The sequence below is a fragment of the Clostridium sp. HBUAS56017 genome, assembly GCF_007115085.1.
Lineage (GTDB): Bacteria > Bacillota > Clostridia > Clostridiales > Clostridiaceae > Clostridium > Clostridium cibarium.
Genome location: NZ_SULK01000006.1, coordinates 21172 through 42036, shown reverse-complemented (window position 1 = coordinate 42036; position 20865 = coordinate 21172). Strand labels below are relative to the sequence as shown.

22 protein-coding genes, 1 riboswitch and 1 other annotated feature are annotated in these 20865 nt (G+C 28.7%); of the genes, 15 read left to right on the top strand and 7 right to left on the bottom strand.

Features of this window, described 5'->3' with window-relative positions; translation table 11 throughout:
- The first annotated feature begins 9 nt into the window (after positions 1–9).
- The 3 genes from FAY47_RS07305 (at position 10) to trmB (ending at position 2514) form a co-directional block, all read left to right on the top strand.
- Positions 10–1056: a dipeptidyl-peptidase IV gene (locus FAY47_RS07305; protein WP_143316043.1), complete on the top strand. Its 1047-nt coding sequence runs from the start codon at positions 10–12 to the stop codon at positions 1054–1056.
- A gap of 138 nt (positions 1057–1194) precedes the next feature.
- Positions 1195–1860 (top strand): site-2 protease family protein, encoded by a 666-nt coding sequence (locus tag FAY47_RS07300; protein ID WP_243129567.1) that lies wholly within the window; start codon positions 1195–1197, stop codon positions 1858–1860.
- Positions 1861–1875: 15 nt separating this feature from the next.
- A complete protein-coding gene (gene trmB / locus FAY47_RS07295; protein ID WP_143316042.1) occupies positions 1876–2514 on the top strand; it encodes a tRNA (guanosine(46)-N7)-methyltransferase TrmB in 639 nt (212 codons plus the stop codon).
- A 49-nt stretch (positions 2515–2563) separates the two neighbouring features.
- On the opposite strand, the gene FAY47_RS07290 is transcribed toward trmB, so the two are convergent.
- On the bottom strand, positions 2564–4072 hold the full coding sequence (locus FAY47_RS07290) for a Ppx/GppA phosphatase family protein (RefSeq protein ID WP_143316041.1): 1509 nt from the start codon (positions 4070–4072) through the stop codon (positions 2564–2566).
- Between the two features lie 128 nt (positions 4073–4200).
- Positions 4201–4399: a binding site (T-box leader), on the top strand.
- Positions 4400–4465: 66 nt separating this feature from the next.
- Here FAY47_RS07290 and argS point away from each other — a divergent pair.
- Both argS and FAY47_RS07280 read left to right on the top strand, forming a co-directional pair.
- On the top strand, positions 4466–6157 hold the full coding sequence (gene argS, locus FAY47_RS07285) for an arginine--tRNA ligase (protein ID WP_143316040.1): 1692 nt from the start codon (positions 4466–4468) through the stop codon (positions 6155–6157).
- 48 nt (positions 6158–6205) lie between these two features.
- Positions 6206–7357: an AI-2E family transporter gene (locus tag FAY47_RS07280; RefSeq protein WP_143316039.1), complete on the top strand. Its 1152-nt coding sequence runs from the start codon at positions 6206–6208 to the stop codon at positions 7355–7357.
- A gap of 44 nt (positions 7358–7401) precedes the next feature.
- On the opposite strand, the gene FAY47_RS07275 is transcribed toward FAY47_RS07280, so the two are convergent.
- Positions 7402–8121 carry a ribonuclease H-like domain-containing protein gene (locus FAY47_RS07275; RefSeq protein WP_143316038.1) on the bottom strand — a complete coding sequence of 240 codons (720 nt, stop codon included), beginning with the start codon at positions 8119–8121 and terminating at the stop codon, positions 7402–7404.
- A 254-nt stretch (positions 8122–8375) separates the two neighbouring features.
- On the opposite strand from FAY47_RS07275, the gene FAY47_RS07270 reads away from it, so the two are divergent.
- The 3 genes from FAY47_RS07270 to FAY47_RS07260 are packed head-to-tail and all read left to right on the top strand — an operon-like array spanning position 8376 to position 10515.
- Positions 8376–8597: a ferrous iron transport protein A gene (locus tag FAY47_RS07270; protein WP_143316037.1), complete on the top strand. Its 222-nt coding sequence runs from the start codon at positions 8376–8378 to the stop codon at positions 8595–8597.
- A gap of 11 nt (positions 8598–8608) precedes the next feature.
- Positions 8609–10372 carry a ferrous iron transport protein B gene (gene feoB, locus FAY47_RS07265; protein WP_143316036.1) on the top strand — a complete coding sequence of 588 codons (1764 nt, stop codon included), beginning with the start codon at positions 8609–8611 and terminating at the stop codon, positions 10370–10372.
- A gap of 14 nt (positions 10373–10386) precedes the next feature.
- Entirely contained in the window at positions 10387–10515 is a 129-nt protein-coding gene (locus FAY47_RS07260; protein ID WP_143316035.1) for a FeoB-associated Cys-rich membrane protein, read from the top strand.
- A 29-nt stretch (positions 10516–10544) separates the two neighbouring features.
- Here the strand turns inward: FAY47_RS07260 and FAY47_RS07255 are convergent, their stop codons facing one another.
- Positions 10545–11405 (bottom strand): ComEC/Rec2 family competence protein, encoded by an 861-nt coding sequence (locus FAY47_RS07255; RefSeq protein WP_143316034.1) that lies wholly within the window; start codon positions 11403–11405, stop codon positions 10545–10547.
- 138 nt (positions 11406–11543) lie between these two features.
- Between FAY47_RS07255 and FAY47_RS07250 the strand changes: the two genes are divergently transcribed.
- Together FAY47_RS07250 and FAY47_RS07245 are read left to right on the top strand one after the other, a co-directional pair.
- Positions 11544–12254, top strand: coding sequence for a lysophospholipid acyltransferase family protein (locus FAY47_RS07250; protein WP_243129566.1), 711 nt, complete (start codon positions 11544–11546; stop codon positions 12252–12254).
- A 165-nt stretch (positions 12255–12419) separates the two neighbouring features.
- Positions 12420–14171: a phosphoenolpyruvate carboxykinase gene (locus tag FAY47_RS07245; RefSeq protein WP_143316033.1), complete on the top strand. Its 1752-nt coding sequence runs from the start codon at positions 12420–12422 to the stop codon at positions 14169–14171.
- A 35-nt stretch (positions 14172–14206) separates the two neighbouring features.
- Here the strand turns inward: FAY47_RS07245 and FAY47_RS07240 are convergent, their stop codons facing one another.
- The 3 genes from FAY47_RS07240 to FAY47_RS07230 all read right to left on the bottom strand — a co-directional run bounded on the left by FAY47_RS07240 (position 14207) and on the right by FAY47_RS07230 (position 15779).
- Entirely contained in the window at positions 14207–14878 is a 672-nt protein-coding gene (locus FAY47_RS07240; RefSeq protein ID WP_143316032.1) for a putative ABC transporter permease, read from the bottom strand.
- 158 nt (positions 14879–15036) lie between these two features.
- Entirely contained in the window at positions 15037–15243 is a 207-nt protein-coding gene (locus FAY47_RS07235) for a DUF378 domain-containing protein (protein ID WP_143316031.1), read from the bottom strand.
- A 68-nt stretch (positions 15244–15311) separates the two neighbouring features.
- On the bottom strand, positions 15312–15779 hold the full coding sequence (locus FAY47_RS07230) for an Lrp/AsnC ligand binding domain-containing protein (protein ID WP_143316030.1): 468 nt from the start codon (positions 15777–15779) through the stop codon (positions 15312–15314).
- Positions 15780–16015: 236 nt separating this feature from the next.
- On the opposite strand from FAY47_RS07230, the gene FAY47_RS07225 reads away from it, so the two are divergent.
- Complete coding sequence (locus tag FAY47_RS07225) at positions 16016–16339, top strand: hypothetical protein (protein WP_143316029.1); 324 nt, start codon at positions 16016–16018, stop codon at positions 16337–16339.
- A gap of 34 nt (positions 16340–16373) precedes the next feature.
- On the opposite strand, the gene FAY47_RS07220 is transcribed toward FAY47_RS07225, so the two are convergent.
- Complete coding sequence (locus FAY47_RS07220) at positions 16374–17366, bottom strand: CehA/McbA family metallohydrolase (protein WP_207729651.1); 993 nt, start codon at positions 17364–17366, stop codon at positions 16374–16376.
- 124 nt (positions 17367–17490) lie between these two features.
- On the opposite strand from FAY47_RS07220, the gene FAY47_RS07215 reads away from it, so the two are divergent.
- The 4 genes from FAY47_RS07215 (at position 17491) to thiS (ending at position 20865) form a co-directional block, all read left to right on the top strand.
- On the top strand, positions 17491–18324 hold the full coding sequence (locus tag FAY47_RS07215) for a S1-like domain-containing RNA-binding protein (RefSeq protein WP_143316027.1): 834 nt from the start codon (positions 17491–17493) through the stop codon (positions 18322–18324).
- Between the two features lie 149 nt (positions 18325–18473).
- Positions 18474–19166: a TrmB family transcriptional regulator gene (locus FAY47_RS07210; protein ID WP_143316026.1), complete on the top strand. Its 693-nt coding sequence runs from the start codon at positions 18474–18476 to the stop codon at positions 19164–19166.
- A gap of 7 nt (positions 19167–19173) precedes the next feature.
- Positions 19174–20415, top strand: a complete 1242-nt coding sequence (locus FAY47_RS07205) for a diaminopimelate decarboxylase (protein WP_143316025.1) — start codon at positions 19174–19176, stop codon at positions 20413–20415.
- A 50-nt stretch (positions 20416–20465) separates the two neighbouring features.
- Positions 20466–20577, top strand: a riboswitch (TPP riboswitch).
- Between the two features lie 93 nt (positions 20578–20670).
- Entirely contained in the window at positions 20671–20865 is a 195-nt protein-coding gene (gene thiS / locus FAY47_RS07200) for a sulfur carrier protein ThiS (RefSeq protein WP_143316024.1), read from the top strand.

The following is a 20865-nucleotide window of genomic DNA, read 5'->3' as shown; positions in this document are numbered from 1 at the left end:
GTATGATTTATGAAAGGATTCAAAAGAATTATAGTATGGGCTTTGCTTTCTATAATGATGCAAGTAGCAGCTCTATTATATTTAGATAAAGTATATTTAAAACATTCTTCTGAGTTTCAACTGAAAGAAGTTAAAGAAGATGTTGTTGGTAGTAAAGCTGACTTATCAATACCACAAGGAGCAAAAAAGATTCAAAGTTCTTATGATGGTAAATATATATCATATTTCGTTGACAGTAAGTTCTATCTTTTAGATACAAAGACAGGTACTTCAGAAGAGATAATAACTAATAAAGGTAATAGAGAAGTATTAAATAGTGAATGGTTGCCAGATAGAAATAGATTAACAATAGCAGAAAAGGTAACAAGTTCAAGCAAGAAAAATGTAATTAACGTTATTAATTATGATGCAAAGAACAAAACAGAATCTCAAATTACAGAAAATGAAAAAGTGTGTGATTACAAGAGTGGAATGCAAGTTGATGCAATTGAAACTACAACTCTTTCTGGAGTCACTTTTGTATCTGTGAGTAAAGGTGGGAATAATGCAGTTATTTATAGAATAAATATAGAAAAAAATGTGGAGAGTATTGGAAGCAACATTTCCGCTATGGGAGAAATGAAAGTATCCCCTAGCAGTGATTCTATAATTTATCAAGATAAAAAAGCTAAAAGATTTTATGAATATACAAATGGTAAAGCATCAAAAATCAATATTACAAATTCAAGTAACTTGACGCTTTTGGCAAGGGATAGTAATGGAGTAGTATATATGGGCGAAGAGATTGAAGATAAAGTAACTAAAATCTTTTCTGGAACTCTTAATCAAAAGTTTGCTACGTGGAAAGTAACTCAGCTAGATAAACCAAAGAATTCTACAGATATATATGTTAATGATAAAGGTGAGTTTCTAGTTAATGATAGTTTAGATGGAAAAGTTAAAAATCTTACAACATCAGAAAGTGTAAGTTATAAAGGAAAGTTTATATCTGTAAACAATAAAGTTATTTTAAGTTCTGATAATGGCAAGATATATTTAACAAGTCTATCAAAGTAGTAAAATAATGAAAATTGGTGAGCTATAAAAGACTTCTGTGGGAAATCTACAGAAGTCTTTAGATTATAAATTCAAATTTCAAAAAATTTATGGTATAATACCATTCAGAATACTTTTTAGGAGAGGAATATAGATTTAATGAATAGTTTCAATTTTATGGATATAATATATAACAAAATTCTAATTATTCCAGCTATACTTTTAGCTTTTACATTTCATGAGTTTGCTCATGCAAAGGTAGCTGATATGTTGGGAGATAAAACACCAAGATTTCAAGGAAGACTTACCCTTAATCCAATGAGTCATATCGATCCTTTAGGGACATTACTTATTTTAATTGCTGGGTTTGGATGGGCAAAGCCAGTTGAAACAAATCCTTCAGCTTTTAAAAATTATTATAAGGACGATTTAAAAGTAAGTCTAGCAGGGCCATTAGCAAATTTAGTGTTAGCCTTTTTGGGATATTTGTGTTATGGACTATTTGTAATTTTTCAAACAAAAACAGGCTTATTACCTGCTTCGATTTCGAATGTGTTAGCAGAGATGTTAGATGGGGTTTTTTCTATTAATGTTTCGTTATTTGTATTTAACTTATTACCAATACCTGGATTAGATGGCTTTTGGGTATTAAGAGATTTAAAACCAAAGTTTTTCTACAGTATTAGCGAGTCAATATATAAATATCAGATGGTAATATTAGCATTATTAGTTGTTGGTGGTTTTAGATTTATACATGTACCGGTTGTATATGTTATGAAGTTTATTATAATGATAGTTAATCCAGTGTTAGGATTGTTATATTAACCTAGGAGGAAAAACATGAGACTTAGAAAAAAGTGGTGGGCTAGACCTGAACTTGAAGAAAATAAATTGTTTATAAATAACCCAAGAGAATTAAAGGGAAGATGGAAAGAGGAATTTCGTAATAATAATCCTATACATCTAGAACTAGGCTGTGGTAGAGGAGGATTCTTAACACAAAATTGCTTAAGATATCCGGAAGTTAATCATGTGGCTATAGATTTAAAAGATGAGGTGCTTGTATACGCTCTAAGAAAGGTAGAAGAGTACTCTGAAATAACAAATGGAAGATTGGTTGCATTAAATATTAGCTTTGTTAGTGAGCTTTTTGATAAGGATGAAATTGAAAAAATATATATAAACTTTTGTAATCCGTGGCCAAAGGATAGGCATAATAAAAGAAGACTTACTCATTCAAGGTTTTTAGAAGAGTATAAGAAATTCTTAAAAGTTGGCTCTGAAGTATGGTTTAAGACAGATGATACGGATCTTTTTAATGATTCTCAGGAATATTTTAAAGAAAGTGGATTCGAGATAGAATTTTTAACTTATGACCTACATAGTTCGGATTTTAAAGAGAATATAATGACGGAGTATGAAACAAAATTCACAAAACTAGGGATGAAAACAATGTTTTTAAGAGCTAGTTTGAAATAAGACAGGCTGTCTAAAGGTTAATTTATATTAACCATTTAGGCAGTCTGTCTTATTTTTTATAGATTAGCAAATTCTTATCATAAATCTCATGAAACATTCTAGAAGCATTCATTGCTCGATTAATTTGAAATTTTAAATCCAATTTTGAAGATATTATAATAATTACTGAGTTTTCTTTTATACTAACTTCAATGTTTTCTATAGAATCTTCAAAACTTTCATTTAATCCTTCGGCTATACTCAGAAGAACGCCTATTTTATCAATAGCTTTTATATCAAGTTTATTTATTAAAACTCCATAGGTAGGAGATAGAAAGTTATAACTGCTATTTTTTGGAGAAGCAACAATTGCAGAACTAATAAGTAATTCTCTATGAGTTAATCCGCTAATATAAGAATTTAATATCATATAAAATGAATGATTGTGATAATTGTAGTAATCAACGCTTATACCACTATCATGTAGATAAGATGCAGTTTTTATTATATTATGATAACCATCATCTAGGTGATGAAGAGGTTTTAGTGCAGTAAATAATTCTTTTGTAGTATAGTAAAGTTTTTCTGCATGGGATTTATTTATATTTAAATTTTCCATAATACCATAGAGATTATAATCTAGAATGTTTGAAACAGGACAATAGTTTTTATATACATAATCAAATATAATGCCTTCTTTTAGACCACGCCCACAAATAAGTATGTTGGATATATCGTAATAAGAAACTATCTCTTTCAAAATAAGAGCACCACCTACTATTATATCTGCCATGCAGGGAGTAAGCTTATAAAGTCGTTTTCTCTGAGCAAGACTCTTGCATTTTAGTAAATTATATATATCCTGAATATCAATATCTGTTGTAGTATAATTGTGAATAATGTCTAAAGGGTATTTTTTTCTTTCTTTATCTAGGTTTGCTATGGAGTGTATAGTTTTTCCAGTTCCAACAATGTTGTTAAGTTTTATTCCTTTAAATTTATTTATTTTGCTTAGTTCCTTTTTAATATATAAAATAGCATTATCTAAATCTTCTTTTAATATTTTATCTTCCAAATTAAAAGCATAGGATAAATTCAATGTGCCTAGAGGTAGAGTAAAACTATCTTTAATTGCTCCGTTAAGCATCCATGATATATGAGTTGATTCTCCTGAGATATCTACCAGTAGTGCATTATTTAAATCAATGCTATTTACTACTGCCAGATAATTATAATAAATTATATCTAAATCATTTAAAATGGTAACCTCCATATCTAAATTTTCGTTTATAACTTTTACAAATTCATCTTTGTTTTTTGATTTTTCTAAAAAACTTGTAGAGAATACTATAGGTTCCCTTGATCCATGAATTTTAGAAAGAGATTTATAACTTCTTAAGATAGATAAGGTTTCTTCAAGTTTTATATTAGATATTTTATTGTTTAGAATTAAGTCATAGTAAAGTCTTATTGGAGAATTTAGCTCGTCAATTATTTTAAAATAGCCATTATCTTGAATCTGGGTAATCAGAAAACTAATAGAATTACATCCTATTACAATGACACTTGTTTTCTCCATAATTACTCCTCTTTAAATAAAATAAGTCTAGATAATATTATATTGCTAGTGGGTGGATAAGTGTTAATAAAATTCTATATTGACATGAAATCTTCTTTATATGTATAATATATTCAAGAATTTAATATAGTGATTCTATGAAGAGAAGAGTAGGATTAATTGATTTTTAAAGCGAGTAAGGGATGGTGTAAGCCTTATAAATAGATTAATTTGAATAGAGACTCGGAGAAACTACATTGAAGGTAGTCGCAAGAAGTTGCGTTAAAAATTTTTAAGTGGCATTTACTGCAATTAGAGTGGTACCGCGGGAATTTTTCCGTCTCTTATTTATTAAGAGGCGTTTTTTTATTTTAACAACTTATTTCATATAAGTATAGTATTTAGGAGGATTTTATGGATTATAAAAAGAAGGTTGCTGAGTTAATCAGTGCAGAAGTAGAATTAGAAATTGAAAAGATTGAACAACTAATAGAAATTCCACCAAGGCCAGAAATGGGGGATTATGCTTTTCCTTGTTTTCAGCTCTCTAAAACTATGAGAAAAGCTCCAAACATGATAGCAGAAGAATTAAAAGAGAAATTAAATAAAGAAGGATTTGAAAAGATTGAAAATCTAGGACCTTATATTAATTTCTTTGCTGATAAAAGTATTTTTGCAAAAAATGCAATAGAGAAGGTATTAGCAGAAGGAGACAATTATGGTTCTTCTAATATAGGGGAAGGAAAAACTGTATGTGTAGAATATTCTTCACCTAATATAGCAAAACCTTTCCATGTAGGTCATCTATTTACAACAGCAATAGGTCATTCTTTGTATAAGATGTTTAAAAAAGAAGGGTATAATGCTGTAGGGATAAATCACCTTGGAGATTGGGGAACTCAATTTGGTAAGTTAATATCAGCATATCACAGATGGATAGATGAAGAAGCTTTAGAAGAGGATCCTATAAAGGAACTTTTAAGAATTTATGTAAAGTTTCATGATGAAGCAGAAAAGGATCCAACTTTAGAAGATGAAGGAAGAGCATATTTTAAAGCTTTAGAAGATGGAGATAAGGATGCTGAAGCCCTTTGGAAGAGATTTAGAGATTTAAGTTTAAAAGAGTTTGAAAGAGTCTATAATATCTTAGGAGTGGAGTTTGATTCCTATGCAGGAGAAGCTTTTTACAATGACAAGATGGATGTAGTTGTTGATAAATTAAAAGATAAAGAACTTTTAGTTGAAAGTAATGGTGCACAAGTCGTAATGCTAGAAGATTATAATATGCCACCATGTATAGTTCTTAAGGGGGATGGAGCATCCATATATGCAACTAGAGACTTAGCTGCAGCTATGTATAGAAAGAAAACATACGACTTCTATAAGAGTATATATGTAGTGGGAACCCCTCAAGCGCTTCATTTTAAACAAGTATTTAAAGTGTTAGAACTTGCAGGAAATGAATGGGCAAAAGATTGTGTCCATGTAGGATTTGGATTAGTTAAATTTGCAGACAGAAAGCTTTCTACTAGAAAAGGTGAAGTAATATTATTAGATGATCTTTTAAGAGAATCAGTGGAAAAAACTTTAGAAATAATAAATGAAAAAAATCCTGATTTAGAAAATAAGGAAGAAGTTGCAAAGAAAATAGGAGTAGGTGCAGTAGTATTTACTTATCTTAAAAATTCAAGAGAAAAGGATATAGTCTTTGATTGGAAAGAAATACTTTCATTTGAAGGGGAAACAGGACCTTATGTACAATATTCATATGCAAGGGCAAAGAGCATTTTAAGAAGAGCAGGAGAAATTAAAGGAGAGCCTAATTATAGTAAATTAAACTCAAAAGAAGAATTTGAATTAGTTAAAACGTTGGAGAATTTTAATAAATATATACTTATTTCATTAGATAAATTAGAACCTTCTGTATTAACTAGATATGTAATAGAAGTAGCTAAGGATTTTAATAAATTCTATAATGCTCATTCTGTACTTAATCTTGAGGATGAAGAATTAAAAATTGCTAGAATAAAACTTGTGGAAGCAACTTGTCAAGTTATAAAAAATGGTCTTGAACTTATAGGAATTGAAGTTGTGGAAAAGATGTAATTTATTAAATTAGAAATTTAATTGGAGTTTAAGGAATGGGGGGGTAAGATGTTCTTTGATAGGAATATTAAGTATAGGGATATATTAATTTTTGCTTTAATTGGAATAGTAGGATACAAAGTTATTGATAACTATACTTTTATATTTGATCTTGTAGGCAAATTTATATCTATAGTATCTCCATTTATATATTCATTGATATTTGCTTATATACTTAATCCTATAATGAAGATGTTTGAAAATCGTCTTAGATTTAAGAGAGGTTTATCGATACTTGTTACATATGTTAGTATATTTAGCATAGTAGTTTTGTTATTTATATATGTTATTCCAAGTATACTAGATAGTATTATATCTATAACATCAGATATTCCTACATATGTAAGAATGGTTCAAGGATGGATAAATGAAGCTACAAAAAATGAAAATATATATGAAATAGTGAAGGAAACTGGGGTCTTAGACTATTTATCAATTATTACTACAAAATTTGGTAGTTTGCTTGTATCTGCTCTTGAAGGATCTTTATCATCAGTTTTATCTATAACTACTAATTTAGTTAAGATTATTTTGGGATTTTTGATTTCTATTTACGTACTTCTCGATAAAGAAAGATTCATAGAAGAAAGTAAAACAATAACTTATATTTTACTTAAAGAAGAAAGAGGACAGAAGCTAATTTTGTGGTTAAAAACATATAATAAAATGATAGGGATGTATGTCGGGACTAAGGCTTTAGATTCTCTTATTATTGGGTTAATTGCATTAATTGGGCTAATAGTTTTGAAAGCTCCATATACAATACTAATTGCATTGGTAGTTGGATTCACAAATATGATTCCTTATTTTGGTCCGCTGATTGGGGTAATAACTGGAGCTATTGTTGGGATATTTGTATCCCCAAGTATGGCCTTTTTTATAGCATTGTTTCTTTTAGCGCTTCAACAGTTTGATGCTTGGTTTTTAGAACCAAAGTTAGTTGGGAAATCTATTGGAGTTAGACCGTTTCTTATTATTGTTGGAGTAGTAGTTGGTGGAGGTTTCTTTGGGCCTGTAGGAATGATTTTAGCCTCACCTACTGTGGCAACTATAAAACTTTTTTACGAACAAAAGGTAGCTATCTTTAAAGCGAAAAATAAAAATTTGATGAGACGAATACAAGAAAATAATGAAGAAGATCCAGAAAAGAACAACCCCTAGTATTTTAAACTAGGGGTTGTTCTTATAATGAGCAAATATCGAAGTTAATTAATATCATTAGAAATATCTTTTTCACAATCATCAATGGTAGAATTATCTACCTCAGTTTTAGAAAAGTCTTTATTAATAAATTGTTTCCAGTTTACAAAAATATGATAAAGATTAATAACATCTTGCTCATTATATAGTAATATATTCTCTAATTTTTCTTTAGGCATTCTACTTATGTAGTCTTTATCTTTCATGACTTTATGAAAGGTTTTAGCTAGATTAGAACCACTTATAACTTCGCTTTCACGTACTATCCCAAAAGATTTCTCAAGATTTTTAAGGCCTATAGAGGTATCATTGTACAGTTCATATTCTTTTTGAATATCCACAGAATCAAATTCGTTTTTAAAATTAAATTCTATACCGTATTTTTCAAATAGATAATTAATAACAGAAAAGTCGTTGTTTCCTGAAAATGTTACTATAGCTTTTTTATCTTGATTTTTCATTTTTATAAAATATTTTTGAGCTAGATAAAGAATATCTATAGATTCAGATCTATTCTCTATCATATACTGAGTTACATGAAGTTCAGTTGTTTCTTGATTAAATACACAAGCACCAAACACTCCTATACATTTAGGTTTTTTATAAACATAATGCTCTAAATCAAAGAAAATTATATCTTTAGGCAAATAATGCATTTTTTCATGACACAGCATAAATTCATTTGAAACATTGCTAACCTTTATTATATTTTCTCTAATTATCATAGTACCACAACTTTCCTATATAAATTTCAGTTATATTAAGGCAATATACTTAATAATGAATGTATTTATCCTTAAGTGTAATTAAAGTTTCATTTTATTATACCATTATTACTATAAATAATAATAGTATGAAAATTTTATAATAACATTTAATAAAAATATTTTAGAGAAATTTATACCTAGTATGGTTGACCAATTACAGTTGAGATGATATTATAATTATATGATAATGATTTTCAATATGAGGTGATATTATGTGTCTATGTGATTTAGAAATAGGTGAATGCGCAACCGTTAAGATGGTAAGTGGAGATGAAAAGTTAGCAAAAAGACTTTCTGCTCTTGGATGTATTGAAGGAACTAAAGTTTTATTAAAGAGAATGGCGCCTTTGGGAGATCCGATGATAATTAATCTTAGAGGTTTTGATTTAGCAATTAGAAAGAAGGATGCTAAAAATATATTTATACATAATTAGAGGGGGAGCTTATGACAACAGTAGCACTACTTGGTAATCCAAATGTAGGAAAGACAACACTATTTAATGCGCTAACAGGTTCGAAACAATATGTTGGAAATTGGCCTGGAGTAACAGTAGATAAAAAAGAAGGATATTTTGAAGATATAAAGGTAGTAGACCTTCCAGGAATTTATGCTATGGACACATTTTCTAATGAAGAGAAGATAGCAAAAGATTATTTAAAACAAGATGAAGTTAATTTGATTTTAAATATTGTAGATGCAACAAATCTTGATAGAAATTTATATTTAACAACTCAGCTTAAAGAATTTAACAAGCCAATTATTCTAGCGGTAAATATGGTTGATATAGCTGAGAATAGAGGAATTATAATTGATTATAAAAAGCTAGGTGAATTATTAAATGTAACTGTTATACCTATTTCAGCATCTAAGAAGATAGGTATAGATAAGTTGACTAATATTTTAAAAAATGAACCATCAGAAAAAGTAAATGATGGTGATAAGTTTGATTTTAAAGATGAAAAACAAGCATATGATTTTATAGAAAAAGTAATATTGAAATGCAAGATTAAGGAAGACAAGAAAAAGAATTCTCTAACAGAAAAATTTGATAAAGTTTTACTTAATCCATGGCTTGCATATCCTATATTTATATTAATGATGATATTAACTTTTGAAATAACTTTTTCATGGATAGGACAACCTTTATCTGATTTGTTAGATGGATTATTAAATGATTCATTTATGCCTTGGGTAAGTGAATTGCTTGGAAATTCCTCACCGTGGTTCCAATCACTAATTGTAGATGGAATTATATCTGGAGTTGGAGGAATATTAGTATTATTACCTGTTATTTTAGCTTTATTTGTTTGTATAACTTTCTTAGAAGATAGTGGCTATATGGCTAGAGTAGCTTTCTTAATGGATAAGTTTATGAGGAAGATTGGTTTATCAGGTAAAGCATTTATTCCAATGATAGTAGGGTTTGGATGTTCTGTTCCAGCAATTATGACTGCTAGAACTCTTGAAAGTGAAAAGGATAGAAAACTTACTGCACTACTTGTACCATTAATGTCATGTAATGCTAGACTTCCAGTATATACAGTTTTTGCAGCAGTGTTTTTCTCTAAACATCAAGGGCTTGTCGTTGCATCACTTTATCTATTGGGAATAGTAGTAGCCTTTTTAATAGGAATATTATTTAAGAAGACAATTTTTAAGAAGGATGAAGAGCCTTTTATAATAGAGTTACCTGAATATAAAATGCCTAGTGTTAAATCAGTAGTAAAACAAACTTTAGATAAAGCTAAAGGATTTATAAAAAAAGCAGGAACAATAATATTTGCAATGAGTGTAGTTATATGGTTCCTTTCAAACTTTAGTATTACAGGTAAGGTAGAAAATATAGATGAAAGCATTTTGGCAAATATAGGAACATTTATGGCACCAATCTTCGCTCCATTAGGATTTGGTAATTGGCAATCAGCTGTATCACTGCTTTCTGGAATCTTAGCAAAAGAAACAGTATTAGCATCTATGCAAGTGATTTTTGCTGGTGACTTAAGTGTTATATTATCAGCTCATTTTACGGCCTTATCAGCTTATACATTCTTGGTGTTTGTTTTGCTTTATACACCTTGTGTATCAGTTATTGGAACTATGAAGAAAGAATATGGTACTAAGTTAACGTTATTTTCAGTATTTTATCAGTTAGTACTAGCTTGGTGTGTATCATTTTTAGTATTTAACATTGGAAGTTTATTTTTTTAAAAGAAGGTGAATATATGGAAATTTTAATTACAGGAGCAATTGTATTAATTGCAGGATTTATAATATATAAGAATGTGAAAAATTCTTCAAAAGGGAAATGTAATTGTGGAGATTGTTCAAAAAATTGCCCTTCAAGAAAATAGACTATAATAGGATAAGAACTCTTATCCTATTATTTTTTTACCTTACATATGTTTTTTCCATCTGAAGAAAGGGTAATGGTTCCATCCTTATCAGTTCTGAAAATTTTGATCTTATTTGAATTAAGTAGAGCTAACGTTTCCTTGTGTGGATGACCGTAAGGATTATCCGTGCCAGCACTTATCACTCCTATAGAAGGGTTAACGGCTTTTAAAAAGGCTTCTGAAGTTGAACTGGAGGAGCCATGATGTCCTAGTTTTAGTACATCTGATTTTACATTGCTATTTTGAGATAGAATCTCATTTTCGACTTCTTTTTCTGCATCACCTGTAAATAGAAATTTATTTTCGCCAAATTTAATTAATATAGCTGGAGAATAGTTGTTTAAGTTTTCTTTTGATGAATCATTTATGGGGGAGAAAACAGATATTTCAGTATTTTCTCCTAAGTCTATAGAAGATAATCCAGCTTTAAGAATATTAATTTTTAAGTTTTTACTTTTTAGTGCTTCAACCATAGATTCAAAACTTTTAGTAGTACTTTGTACTTTTGGGGAATAAAAGCGTCCTATATCAAATTGTCTTATTATAGAGGACATGTTTCCAATATGGTCTTCATGAGGGTGAGTTGCTATTAAATAATCAATTCTATTTATGTTTAATTGTTTGAGTGAAGTAAGTAATTTCTTCCTTGAAGTTTTTGGACCGGAGTCAATTAATAGATTCCTATTATTTACTTGAATAAGTATCGAATCACCTTGACCTACGTCAAAATAGTGCACTAACATTTTATTATAATTACTTTGAAGTCTTAAATTATTACTTTTACAGAAAAAAAGAATAAATGGAATTATGATTATTAGAAAAATTATAATTAAGTTTTTTCTTTTCATTAATGTAATCTCCTTAACTATTAGTATAATATCCATTAAGATTACAAATATACAGTTAGGAGAAGTAATACATTTAGTTGCATATATTATTTAAGAATAATATAATAGTTTTGATTTAAATAGAAAGGTGGATTTAATTTGTACATAAGAATAATATCATATGGGATATACATGATTTGGATGAGGCTTAGAGGTTTTAAAAGATATTTTATAGAAAAAACAAGGGGAGAAGAAGAGGCTTGGAGATATGGACAAAAAGTTTTCTTAAAGTGGAGTAAATTCACTATAAAGACATTGCAAATGGAAATTGAAGTTATAGGTGCTCAGAATATACCAAAAGGAACTTGCGTCTTTATGGGAAATCATCAAAGTATATTAGATATACCAGTCATTAGAGCTACAGTTGGAAGAACTGTAGATTTTGTGGCAAAGGAAGAACTTCTAAAGGTTCCTGTCATTGGGTATTGGATTGCTCATTTAAAGAGCGTTTCTTTAGATAGGAATAATGTAAGAGAAGGTCTTAAGGCTATGAATACAGCAATAGAGAGAATAAGTAATGGATATAATTTTGTTATATTTCCAGAAGGAACAAGAAGTAAGGATGGGAGAATTAATAGTTTTAAGAAAGGGAGCGTAAAAATAGCTACAAAATCGAGAACTCCTATTGTACCCTTTGCAATAAATGGAACAGCATCTTGTTTTGAAGAAAATAAAAAATTTAAATCCGGAAAAGTAAAAATAATATTTGGAAGGCAAATAGATACAAATAACTTGTCAAAAGAAGAAGAAAAAAGTCTTGTGGATAAATTATACAGTGAAGTGTACAATATGTATGAAGAGATTTGCTAAATGCAAATCCTTCATATTTATTTAAAATTTCTTTATGTCAATGTTTACATAGCGGAAAAATGAAAAAATGATAGTTTAAGAATTGCAAAGCCTATGATATAATGACTTTATTGTTAGTTAAAAATGCAATTATTTGAAAGCAAAATCATAAGGGGGCAAAATTAAATGAGGAAAGAGTTTTCTATAAGTAATGACAAGATTATTATTAATTTTACAGCAAAGTATTGCAAAACTTTTGAAAGTTTGTTAGAAAGTGAAGGATTTAGAAGAGTATTAGATGTATATTTAAAACAAGCCCAAAAGAAAAAAAATCTATCTTATGGATATTTAAGCAATGTGCTTAAGGAAGATGATATTGCAAATTTAAGAAAAGATTTAGTAAAAGTTTTCAAGTGTTTAACTGTTATGAGTGCTAGTGAGATTACTGATACTAATCCTAAATTTGAGGAGTTGCTATCAAATAAGGATAGTTTTATTCGTGTTGTTGAAGATTTTTATTTATTCTGGAGAAGACTTGAAAGATATACACTTATTCATAGTGGAAAAGTTGAACAAGGATTAGCAGCAATGAGTTTTACCGAAGCTAATGATAGATTTTCTAATTTAGTATTATCTTTATATAGAAAGATAGAAAAAAATGTGTTAGGAGTAGTTCCTAAAGTATTTAGAGAATTACCAGCTGGCGGAAATGCATCTATTATGATTAACAAATTAGTTTGGCCTATACCAAAAGGATATGAAATCTTAGAAGATATTCCATTTGTTGATTCAATATTATTAGAGGCACCATTTATAACTTATCCAAAGAGAAATACTAGAGATGGTATGTTTACAGAAATAGATGAGAATCCGTTAAAAGTAGCTAATATAAATAAGGATCATTGGTTCTGTTATCCTGCTAAAGTTGGTGAATTATTAGCATATATATATTTTCATAGAGATTTTATGGAACATGGAATTACACTATGCAATCTTTTCGAAATGGCTAGAAAAGAAGAATGTAGAGGAAGAAAGCCAGATATTGTTTATGTTTATGGGGCAACAGATGAAGGACAAGAATTAAAGACAGTATTTTACGATGACAGTGAAAATGATATTATGTTAGGTTATATAAATCATTCAGATAAAATTGATTATTTTGGATATATTAAAAAGATGACTTTAACTCTTCATAATTTAATAATGATTAAAAGAGGATATTTACCTATTCATGGGGCCATGGTTAACTTGACATTAAAGAATGGTAACACTGCAAATGTTGTTATTATGGGAGATAGTGGAGCAGGTAAATCAGAAAGTCTAGAAGCATTTAGATCTTTAAGTGAAGATTATATTTCAGATATGAGTATAATATTTGATGATATGGGTACATTCAAATATGAGAATGGTAAGATAGTTGGATATGGTACTGAAATTGGAGCTTTTGTTAGATTAGATGATTTAGATCAAGGCTATGCATTTAAAGAAATTGATAGAAGTATTTTTATGAATCCTGATAAAATAAATGCAAGACTTGTAACACCAGTAGCGCCATATAATGTAATAACTAAGGGATATCCAGTTGATTTATTTTATTATGCAAATAATTATACAAAAGTTGATGAAGGGGGAAATTCTCTTGAATACTTTGAGTCGCCAGAAGAAGCGATTAAGGTATTTAGAGCTGGAGCTAGAATGGCAAAAGGAACAACAACCGAGAAAGGTTTAGTTGAGTCATTCTTTGCAAATCCATTTGGGCCAGCCCAAAAGGAGAAAGAGACAGATTTATTAATAAATAAATACTTTAATGCTATGTTTAAAGAAGCAGGAGTTAAAGTTGGACAAATTAAGACTTGTCTAGGAGTTCAAGGTCAAGAAAAGACTGGCCCTAGAAATGCGGCATTAGAGTTGTTTGACGAAATTAAAAAGTTAGTATAGAAATCCAAAAAAGGAACTCTTTTAAGAGTTCCTTTTTAGTAATATTTATTTTTCCATTTTAATAATTTCTTTTTAAGTTCATTGAATTTTATTTCTAAATTTGAATTTTGAATAAATGTTGAGTATTTATTTGCTAAAATACCAGCATCAAACTGAATCAAATAAGCTATTTTTTTCAAACTAATTAAAGATTTTAATGTTGAATAAAAATCCATAAGTAGGAAGATTGCTAAAGTAAAAAATAGTGTTGGTTTAATGTTTTCTGGAATCATATTTATCAAATTAGTTACCATAGGATGAATTATTTTAACTATTCCTATAGATACAGCTCCCCACATTAATGAGAAGTGTAAACAAATTCTACCGTGAAGATTAAGTGGATCTTCTGTATAATCCCAATATTTTGTTTTAAACAATTTCTCTAATAAAAAGCCTGTGATATACTCTATTGAGGAAGTAAATAATGTTGCAAATATTAATAATACCAGTATGTTGTTGTTCTTAAAGTTAGTAAGTAATATTATTATAGATAATAAACAAGCACCATAAATAGGACAAAGAGGACCATGTAGAAAGCCTCTATTTACAAATTTCCTTTGGTTTTTATATGCGTAAGCTACTTCAGCGCACCAACCTAAAAACGAATAAAAAATATAATAAAAAAATAAATTAAAAATGTTAAAATCTAAAAAATTAACTAACTGCATACTATCCTCCTCCTGATTGTTATATCCATTATATAATAGAATTATTAACAATATATTAAAGAAAAACTTAAAAAAATCTTAAGTTTATAGTTAATGTACCAATTTACATAAAAGCATAATAAATATAGCCCTTTCTTAGTAGAAGGGCTATAGAAAATTTAATCTGCATCTCTAAAGCTTTTTTTTGCAAAAAATGATAAACAATATAATCCGGAAACTCCAACTAGACCGTATATAATTCTACTAAATGTTGTCATTTGTCCAAATAGTACTGCTACTAAATCAAATTGAAAGAATCCTATAAGTCCCCAGTTTATTGCCCCAATTAAAACTAAAATGAAAGCAATCCTATCTAATATTTTCATAAATACACACTCCTTCACATTAATACAATATATAATATATCCAGAATGTATAATATTATTCAAAATTGCTATAAAGTAATATTTCTGTCAATTGGTTGAGATAATGAAACAAAAGTATAAGTTCTTTGAATTCCATGAATATTGTTGATTTTTTCAAGTAAAACATTTTGAAGATCATGAATATTTTTGGAAATTACTTTTGCAAACATAGAATAATCACCAGTTGTCAAATGTAATTCAACAACTTCATCTATTTTTTTCATTTCTTCAAAGACATTTGTAAAAGAAGAAGCTTTGTCCACATAAATTCCAACAAAACAACAAACATCATAACCAAGCTTTCCAAGATCTAAAAGAATTCTTGAACCCTTAATAATACCTAGGTCCTCCATTTTCTTCATACGAACATGTATAGTTCCACCACTTACATGGCATATTCTAGCTATCTCCAGATATGGAGTTCTACAATCTTTAATAAGCAAATCTAAAATTTGAAGATCTAACTCGTCCAATTGAAGCGTTACATTTTCAGTCATATTATCACCTCTTTAACTTATCATTAATAATATTCTATCAAACAATATGCTATTTTCAAAGAAAAAAATAAAAAATTGCAAAAAATATATATTATTATTAATATATTCTCAAATTTGAACCATATAAAGTTAAATTGGCATAAAAATTAAGGTAACATGTTTTTATTATTGTACTTGAAAAAGAATAACTTATAATCTAATATTATAAGTAGAGTTAGTTAATAGGAGGATATAATATGTTAAATACACTTGTAGGGATACTATATTTAGTATTAATGATAGCTGTAGTAATAGGAATACTTACATTACTAAAGAAGTTTGTTTTTGCAAAAATAAGGATTAATAAATTTATTCCACTAGGAATAGCAGTAGCTGGGCTTTTGTTTCAGTTCTTTTTAAGAGTTGATAATATATATGTAAATGCAGGTATTACTATATTGGTTGTTGTAGCCTTCGCCTGGTTTTTAGATATACAACAAACTGGTGGGCCAAGAAAAAATGCGAAGAAAGTAGTAATAAAGCCAAAAGCAAAACCTAATAGAATAAAAAATAACAAGTAAAATAGAAGTTCTTGCAAAATTTGCAAGAACTTTTTTATAATTTATAATCTAAAAATATTGGTGAACTTATAGCTATTCTATTACCTTCTTGATGGATTTTAATTATATACCAATTTTCGCCCTCTTCTTTCTCATGTTCATATAAATATTTAATAGAGTTTAGATTAATATTATCAATTTTTTTAACTAGAACTCCTTTATTAGTAATTATTTCGATTTGCTTAATTTTATTTTTAGGGTCTTCTGCATATATCATAAACTTAAGCTTTTTTTTATCTATTTTTAATATATCTCCCATGAGGATATTATTAATGGTGAAATACATTTTTAGATTTCTAGATTCTGTTGAAAATGTTCGTCTTTTTCTAAATGCATCTATAATTTTTTCACTGCTTAGTTCAGTTGCTAATACTACAGTAAGGTTATCACTATCTCCAAAATTAATTCTGTGATTATCTTGACCGTTTATAGCTCCTAGTTTCCAACCTTTGTCAAGAAGGGAATAATAATATTTTTCATAACGTGAATATTTGTGAGGAAAAGATCCATTTCCTACTTCAATGGAAGTTATTAATTTATTTATTAATTCATTATAGGTTAAAGATAAGACATTTTTGTGAGGATGATTTATCGTTATAAATGAATCAGGGTTATTTATCATCCATAAGGCTAAAGCATTTAAGTTTCTAACTGTACCGGTAAAAAACGTATCACAGTTTATTATATTAAAATCACCATAAAGGGCGGTCCTTGTTTCAAATCCTACTAGAGGGATAAGGCTAGCTGATTTTTTTGAAAATTTGTCACGGGCATAATTCATAGCAATCCATTTTGAAACATGATTATTATTTATAGATGTTTCATTATTTAGATAAGAGTTATGATCAGTTAGTGCTAAAAAGTTTAATCCATTATTTTTCCCATATTCATATGCTTCTAAAGGGGTTCCTCTGCCTGTAGAAAAATCGGTATGAGCATGAGGTATTCCATAATAATATCTTAATGATTTTTTTTTGCTTTTACCCAAGCTAATTACCTCAAATAATTATTTACTATATTTATAGTGCTTATATCCTTTAAATAATGACAATAATAAATAGTAATGATAAAATAAATTTAACAATAAGAAAAAATAGAGGTAGGAGATTTAAATGATATTTGTTGGTGAGTACAATGATTTGAAAGTTGATAGAAAGGTTGACTTTGGATATTATTTGACAGATGAAGACGGGAATGATGTATTACTTCCTAATGCATCTATAAAAGAAAGAGATATAAAACTTGGAGAAGAGATAAAGGTTTTTATATATAGGGACTCTAAGGATAGACCTATTGCTACATTAAAAAAGCCATTAATTAAAGTAGGGGAAGTATCATATTTAAAGATTGTAGGTGAAAGTTCTTTTGGAGCATTTGCGGATATTGGTTTAGATAGGGATATTTTCATTCCATTAAAGGAACAAAAATTTAAATGTTTAGTTGGAAAGAGTTATTTATTATATGCTTACATAGATAAAACAGGCAGATTAGCTGCAACCACATATGTTGATAATTATATGGAAATAGGTGAAGGGTTTAAAGTTGGAGATGAAGTAGAAGTTATAACTTATGGAAAAGGCGGAGAAAAAACTATAAGAGTTGCTATAGATGGTAAATATCAAGGAATAGTTTTAGGTAATGAACATTATAATGATATTTATCCAGGAGAGAAGTTTAAAGCTAGAATAAAAAAGATATATGAAGATGGTGTCGTTGGAGTTTCTACAAGAAGAAAAAGACTCGAAGAAAGAGATGTATTGAAAGAACAAATTCTTGATTATCTAGAAAAACATGATGGATTTATGGTATATAATGATAAGACTTCTCCAGAGATAATAAAGGAAACCTTTAACACTTCCAAGAATTATTTTAAAATGACGCTTGGAGGTCTTATGAAAGAAGGGAAAATAGAGCAATCACTAGAAGGTACTAGATTAAAAAAATAATATTAAATAAAAATACTGTCTAAAAGTTCTAATTTAGACAGTATTTTTTTATGGGAAGGTAATTGAAAACCTATATCAACTATTGACTAAATTCGTATTTGGCTGTATAGTATTCCTATATAGAAATACTCATTCAAGGAGTGCAGAAAATGGACATTGTAGAAAGATTAATGTGTTTTGGATTAACTAGACATGAAGCAAATATATATTTATTACTATTTGCAGAAGGAGAGTTAAATGGATATGAAGTTTCAAAATTAACAGGCATATCAAGATCCAATACATATAATTCATTAGCTGGGCTAGTTGAAAAGGGGGCTGCTTATATTATAGATAGTGGGGCAATTTTATATACTCCAGTTAGTATAGAAGAATTTTGTAGTAATAAGATTCGGTTTATGGAAGATAATAAAGCTGAGATTATAAAAAACGTTCCAAAAAGAAAAGAAGAAACCAATGGATATATAACAATAAAAGGAGAAAAGCATATTAAAGATAAATTTAGAAATATGTTGATGCAGGCTAAGGAGAGAGTATATTTAGATATGTCTGAGAAAATGCTTAATGATGTAAAGTCGGAATTAATTGAGCTTAGAGATAGAGGTATTAAAATAGTAATAATTACAGATTCAACATTTAAATTAGATGGGACTATAATATATAATGCTGAAAAGGATCCAGTGCAAATTAGACTTATTGTAGACTCAAAATATGTTTTAACAGGGGAAATTGGGGATGAACTTAACTCCACATGTTTATATTCAAGTAATAACAATTTGGTACAAGTATTTAAAGACGCTTTAATCAATGAGATGAAGTTAATAGAAATCATGAAAGGATGAATATTTAATGAATAAGAAGCCATTTGTTACAAAAGATCAATTAGTAGAAATTATTAAAGAGTTTCCAACACCATTCCATATTTATGATGAAAAAGGAATAAGAGAAAATGCACGTAAATTAAAAGAAGCTTTTTCGTGGAATAAAGGTTTTAAAGAGTATTTTGCTGTAAAGGCAACTCCAAATCCACATCTGCTTAAGATTTTACAAGAAGAAGGATGTGGAATGGACTGTTCTTCTTTAACTGAACTTATGATGTCAGAAAAATGTGGGTTCCTTGGTGATGATATTATGTTTTCATCAAATAATACTCCAGCTGAAGAATTTCAATATGCACGTAAATTAAATGCTACTATTAATTTAGATGATATAACTCATATTGACTTTTTAAGAGAAGTAGCAGATATTCCTAAAATAATATCTTGTAGATATAATCCAGGAGGAAAGTTTGCCCTTGGAACAACTATAATGGACGATCCAGGTGATGCTAAATATGGATTAACTAGAGAACAAATGACAGAGGCTTTCTTAAGATTAAAAGAATTAGGAGCTGAAGAATTTGGAATGCATTCATTTTTAGCAAGTAATACAGTTACTAATGAATATTATCCAGAGCTTGCAAAGATTCTTTTTAAAGTTGCAGTTGAATTAAAGGAAGAAACAGGCGTACATATAGGGTTTATTAATCTTTCAGGAGGAGTAGGAATTCCATATACTCCAGATAAGGAACCAAACGATATTATTGCAATAGGTGAAGGTGTAAGAAAAGCATACGAAGAAATATTAGTTCCAGCAGGTATGGGAGATGTGGCTATATATACAGAACTTGGACGTTTTATGCTTGGGCCTTATGGACACCTTGTTACAACTGCAGTTCATGAAAAACATATATATAAAGAATATATAGGTGTTGATGCATGTGCAGTTAACTTAATGAGACCAGCAATGTATGGAGCATATCATCATATAACTGTAATGGGCAAAGAAAATGAACCTTGTGATTATGTTTATGATGTAGTAGGATCATTGTGTGAAAATAACGATAAATTTGCAGTTGATAGAAAGCTTCCAAAGATTGATAAGGGAGATATACTTGTTATTCATGATACTGGTGCTCATGGATTTGCCATGGGATATAATTATAATGGTAAATTAAAATCTGCTGAAATCCTACTTAAGGAAGATGGATCTACTAAGCTTATTAGAAGAGCAGAAACTCCAGAAGATTATTTTGCAACTTTAGATTTTTAAAATTTGACAAAAATTACTTGAAGTTGTAATATAAAAATTGGAAAATTTAATAATAAGGCTAGGGGTGCTGACTATAAGTTAGCTGAGAGATATTCTGTTAGAATTGAGACCCTTGAACCTGATGTGGTTAGTACCATCGTAGGGAAGCAGTGAATACTATGTATTCTTCATAGATTTAAAATTTTAGACTTGCCTATTATGGCAAGTCTTTTTTTATAGCTGAATTCCTAAGGTGAAGAAGGAGGTGCGAAATAAATGAAGGTTAATGGAAAAGAGTTTGAACTAAAGGAAGAAAAAACATTAGATAAGTTTTTAGATGAACTTACAATAAATAAGGAAAAAGTAATAGTTGAATTAGATGGAGCTATTATAACTAAAGAAGACTTTGTAAATATAGTACTTAAAGATAGTAATGTTATGGAAGTAATAAGCTTTGTTGGAGGAGGCTAA

Bases quoted from the DNA above. Each gene is read 5' to 3' on its own strand.
- FAY47_RS07305 (WP_143316043.1), top strand. From the start codon at position 10: ATGAAAGGATTCAAAAGAATTATAGTATGGGCTTTGCTTTCTATAATG.
- FAY47_RS07300 (WP_243129567.1), top strand. From the start codon at position 1,195: ATGAATAGTTTCAATTTTATGGATATAATATATAACAAAATTCTAATT.
- trmB (WP_143316042.1), top strand. From the start codon at position 1,876: ATGAGACTTAGAAAAAAGTGGTGGGCTAGACCTGAACTTGAAGAAAAT.
- FAY47_RS07290 (WP_143316041.1), bottom strand. From the start codon at position 4,072: ATGGAGAAAACAAGTGTCATTGTAATAGGATGTAATTCTATTAGTTTT.
- argS (WP_143316040.1), top strand. From the start codon at position 4,466: ATGGATTATAAAAAGAAGGTTGCTGAGTTAATCAGTGCAGAAGTAGAA.
- FAY47_RS07280 (WP_143316039.1), top strand. From the start codon at position 6,206: ATGTTCTTTGATAGGAATATTAAGTATAGGGATATATTAATTTTTGCT.
- FAY47_RS07275 (WP_143316038.1), bottom strand. From the start codon at position 8,121: ATGATAATTAGAGAAAATATAATAAAGGTTAGCAATGTTTCAAATGAA.
- FAY47_RS07270 (WP_143316037.1), top strand. From the start codon at position 8,376: ATGTGTCTATGTGATTTAGAAATAGGTGAATGCGCAACCGTTAAGATG.
- feoB (WP_143316036.1), top strand. From the start codon at position 8,609: ATGACAACAGTAGCACTACTTGGTAATCCAAATGTAGGAAAGACAACA.
- FAY47_RS07260 (WP_143316035.1), top strand. From the start codon at position 10,387: ATGGAAATTTTAATTACAGGAGCAATTGTATTAATTGCAGGATTTATA.
- FAY47_RS07255 (WP_143316034.1), bottom strand. From the start codon at position 11,405: ATGAAAAGAAAAAACTTAATTATAATTTTTCTAATAATCATAATTCCA.
- FAY47_RS07245 (WP_143316033.1), top strand. From the start codon at position 12,420: ATGAGGAAAGAGTTTTCTATAAGTAATGACAAGATTATTATTAATTTT.
- FAY47_RS07240 (WP_143316032.1), bottom strand. From the start codon at position 14,878: ATGCAGTTAGTTAATTTTTTAGATTTTAACATTTTTAATTTATTTTTT.
- FAY47_RS07235 (WP_143316031.1), bottom strand. From the start codon at position 15,243: ATGAAAATATTAGATAGGATTGCTTTCATTTTAGTTTTAATTGGGGCA.
- FAY47_RS07230 (WP_143316030.1), bottom strand. From the start codon at position 15,779: ATGACTGAAAATGTAACGCTTCAATTGGACGAGTTAGATCTTCAAATT.
- FAY47_RS07225 (WP_143316029.1), top strand. From the start codon at position 16,016: ATGTTAAATACACTTGTAGGGATACTATATTTAGTATTAATGATAGCT.
- FAY47_RS07215 (WP_143316027.1), top strand. From the start codon at position 17,491: ATGATATTTGTTGGTGAGTACAATGATTTGAAAGTTGATAGAAAGGTT.
- FAY47_RS07210 (WP_143316026.1), top strand. From the start codon at position 18,474: ATGGACATTGTAGAAAGATTAATGTGTTTTGGATTAACTAGACATGAA.
- FAY47_RS07205 (WP_143316025.1), top strand. From the start codon at position 19,174: ATGAATAAGAAGCCATTTGTTACAAAAGATCAATTAGTAGAAATTATT.
- thiS (WP_143316024.1), top strand. From the start codon at position 20,671: ATGAAGGTTAATGGAAAAGAGTTTGAACTAAAGGAAGAAAAAACATTA.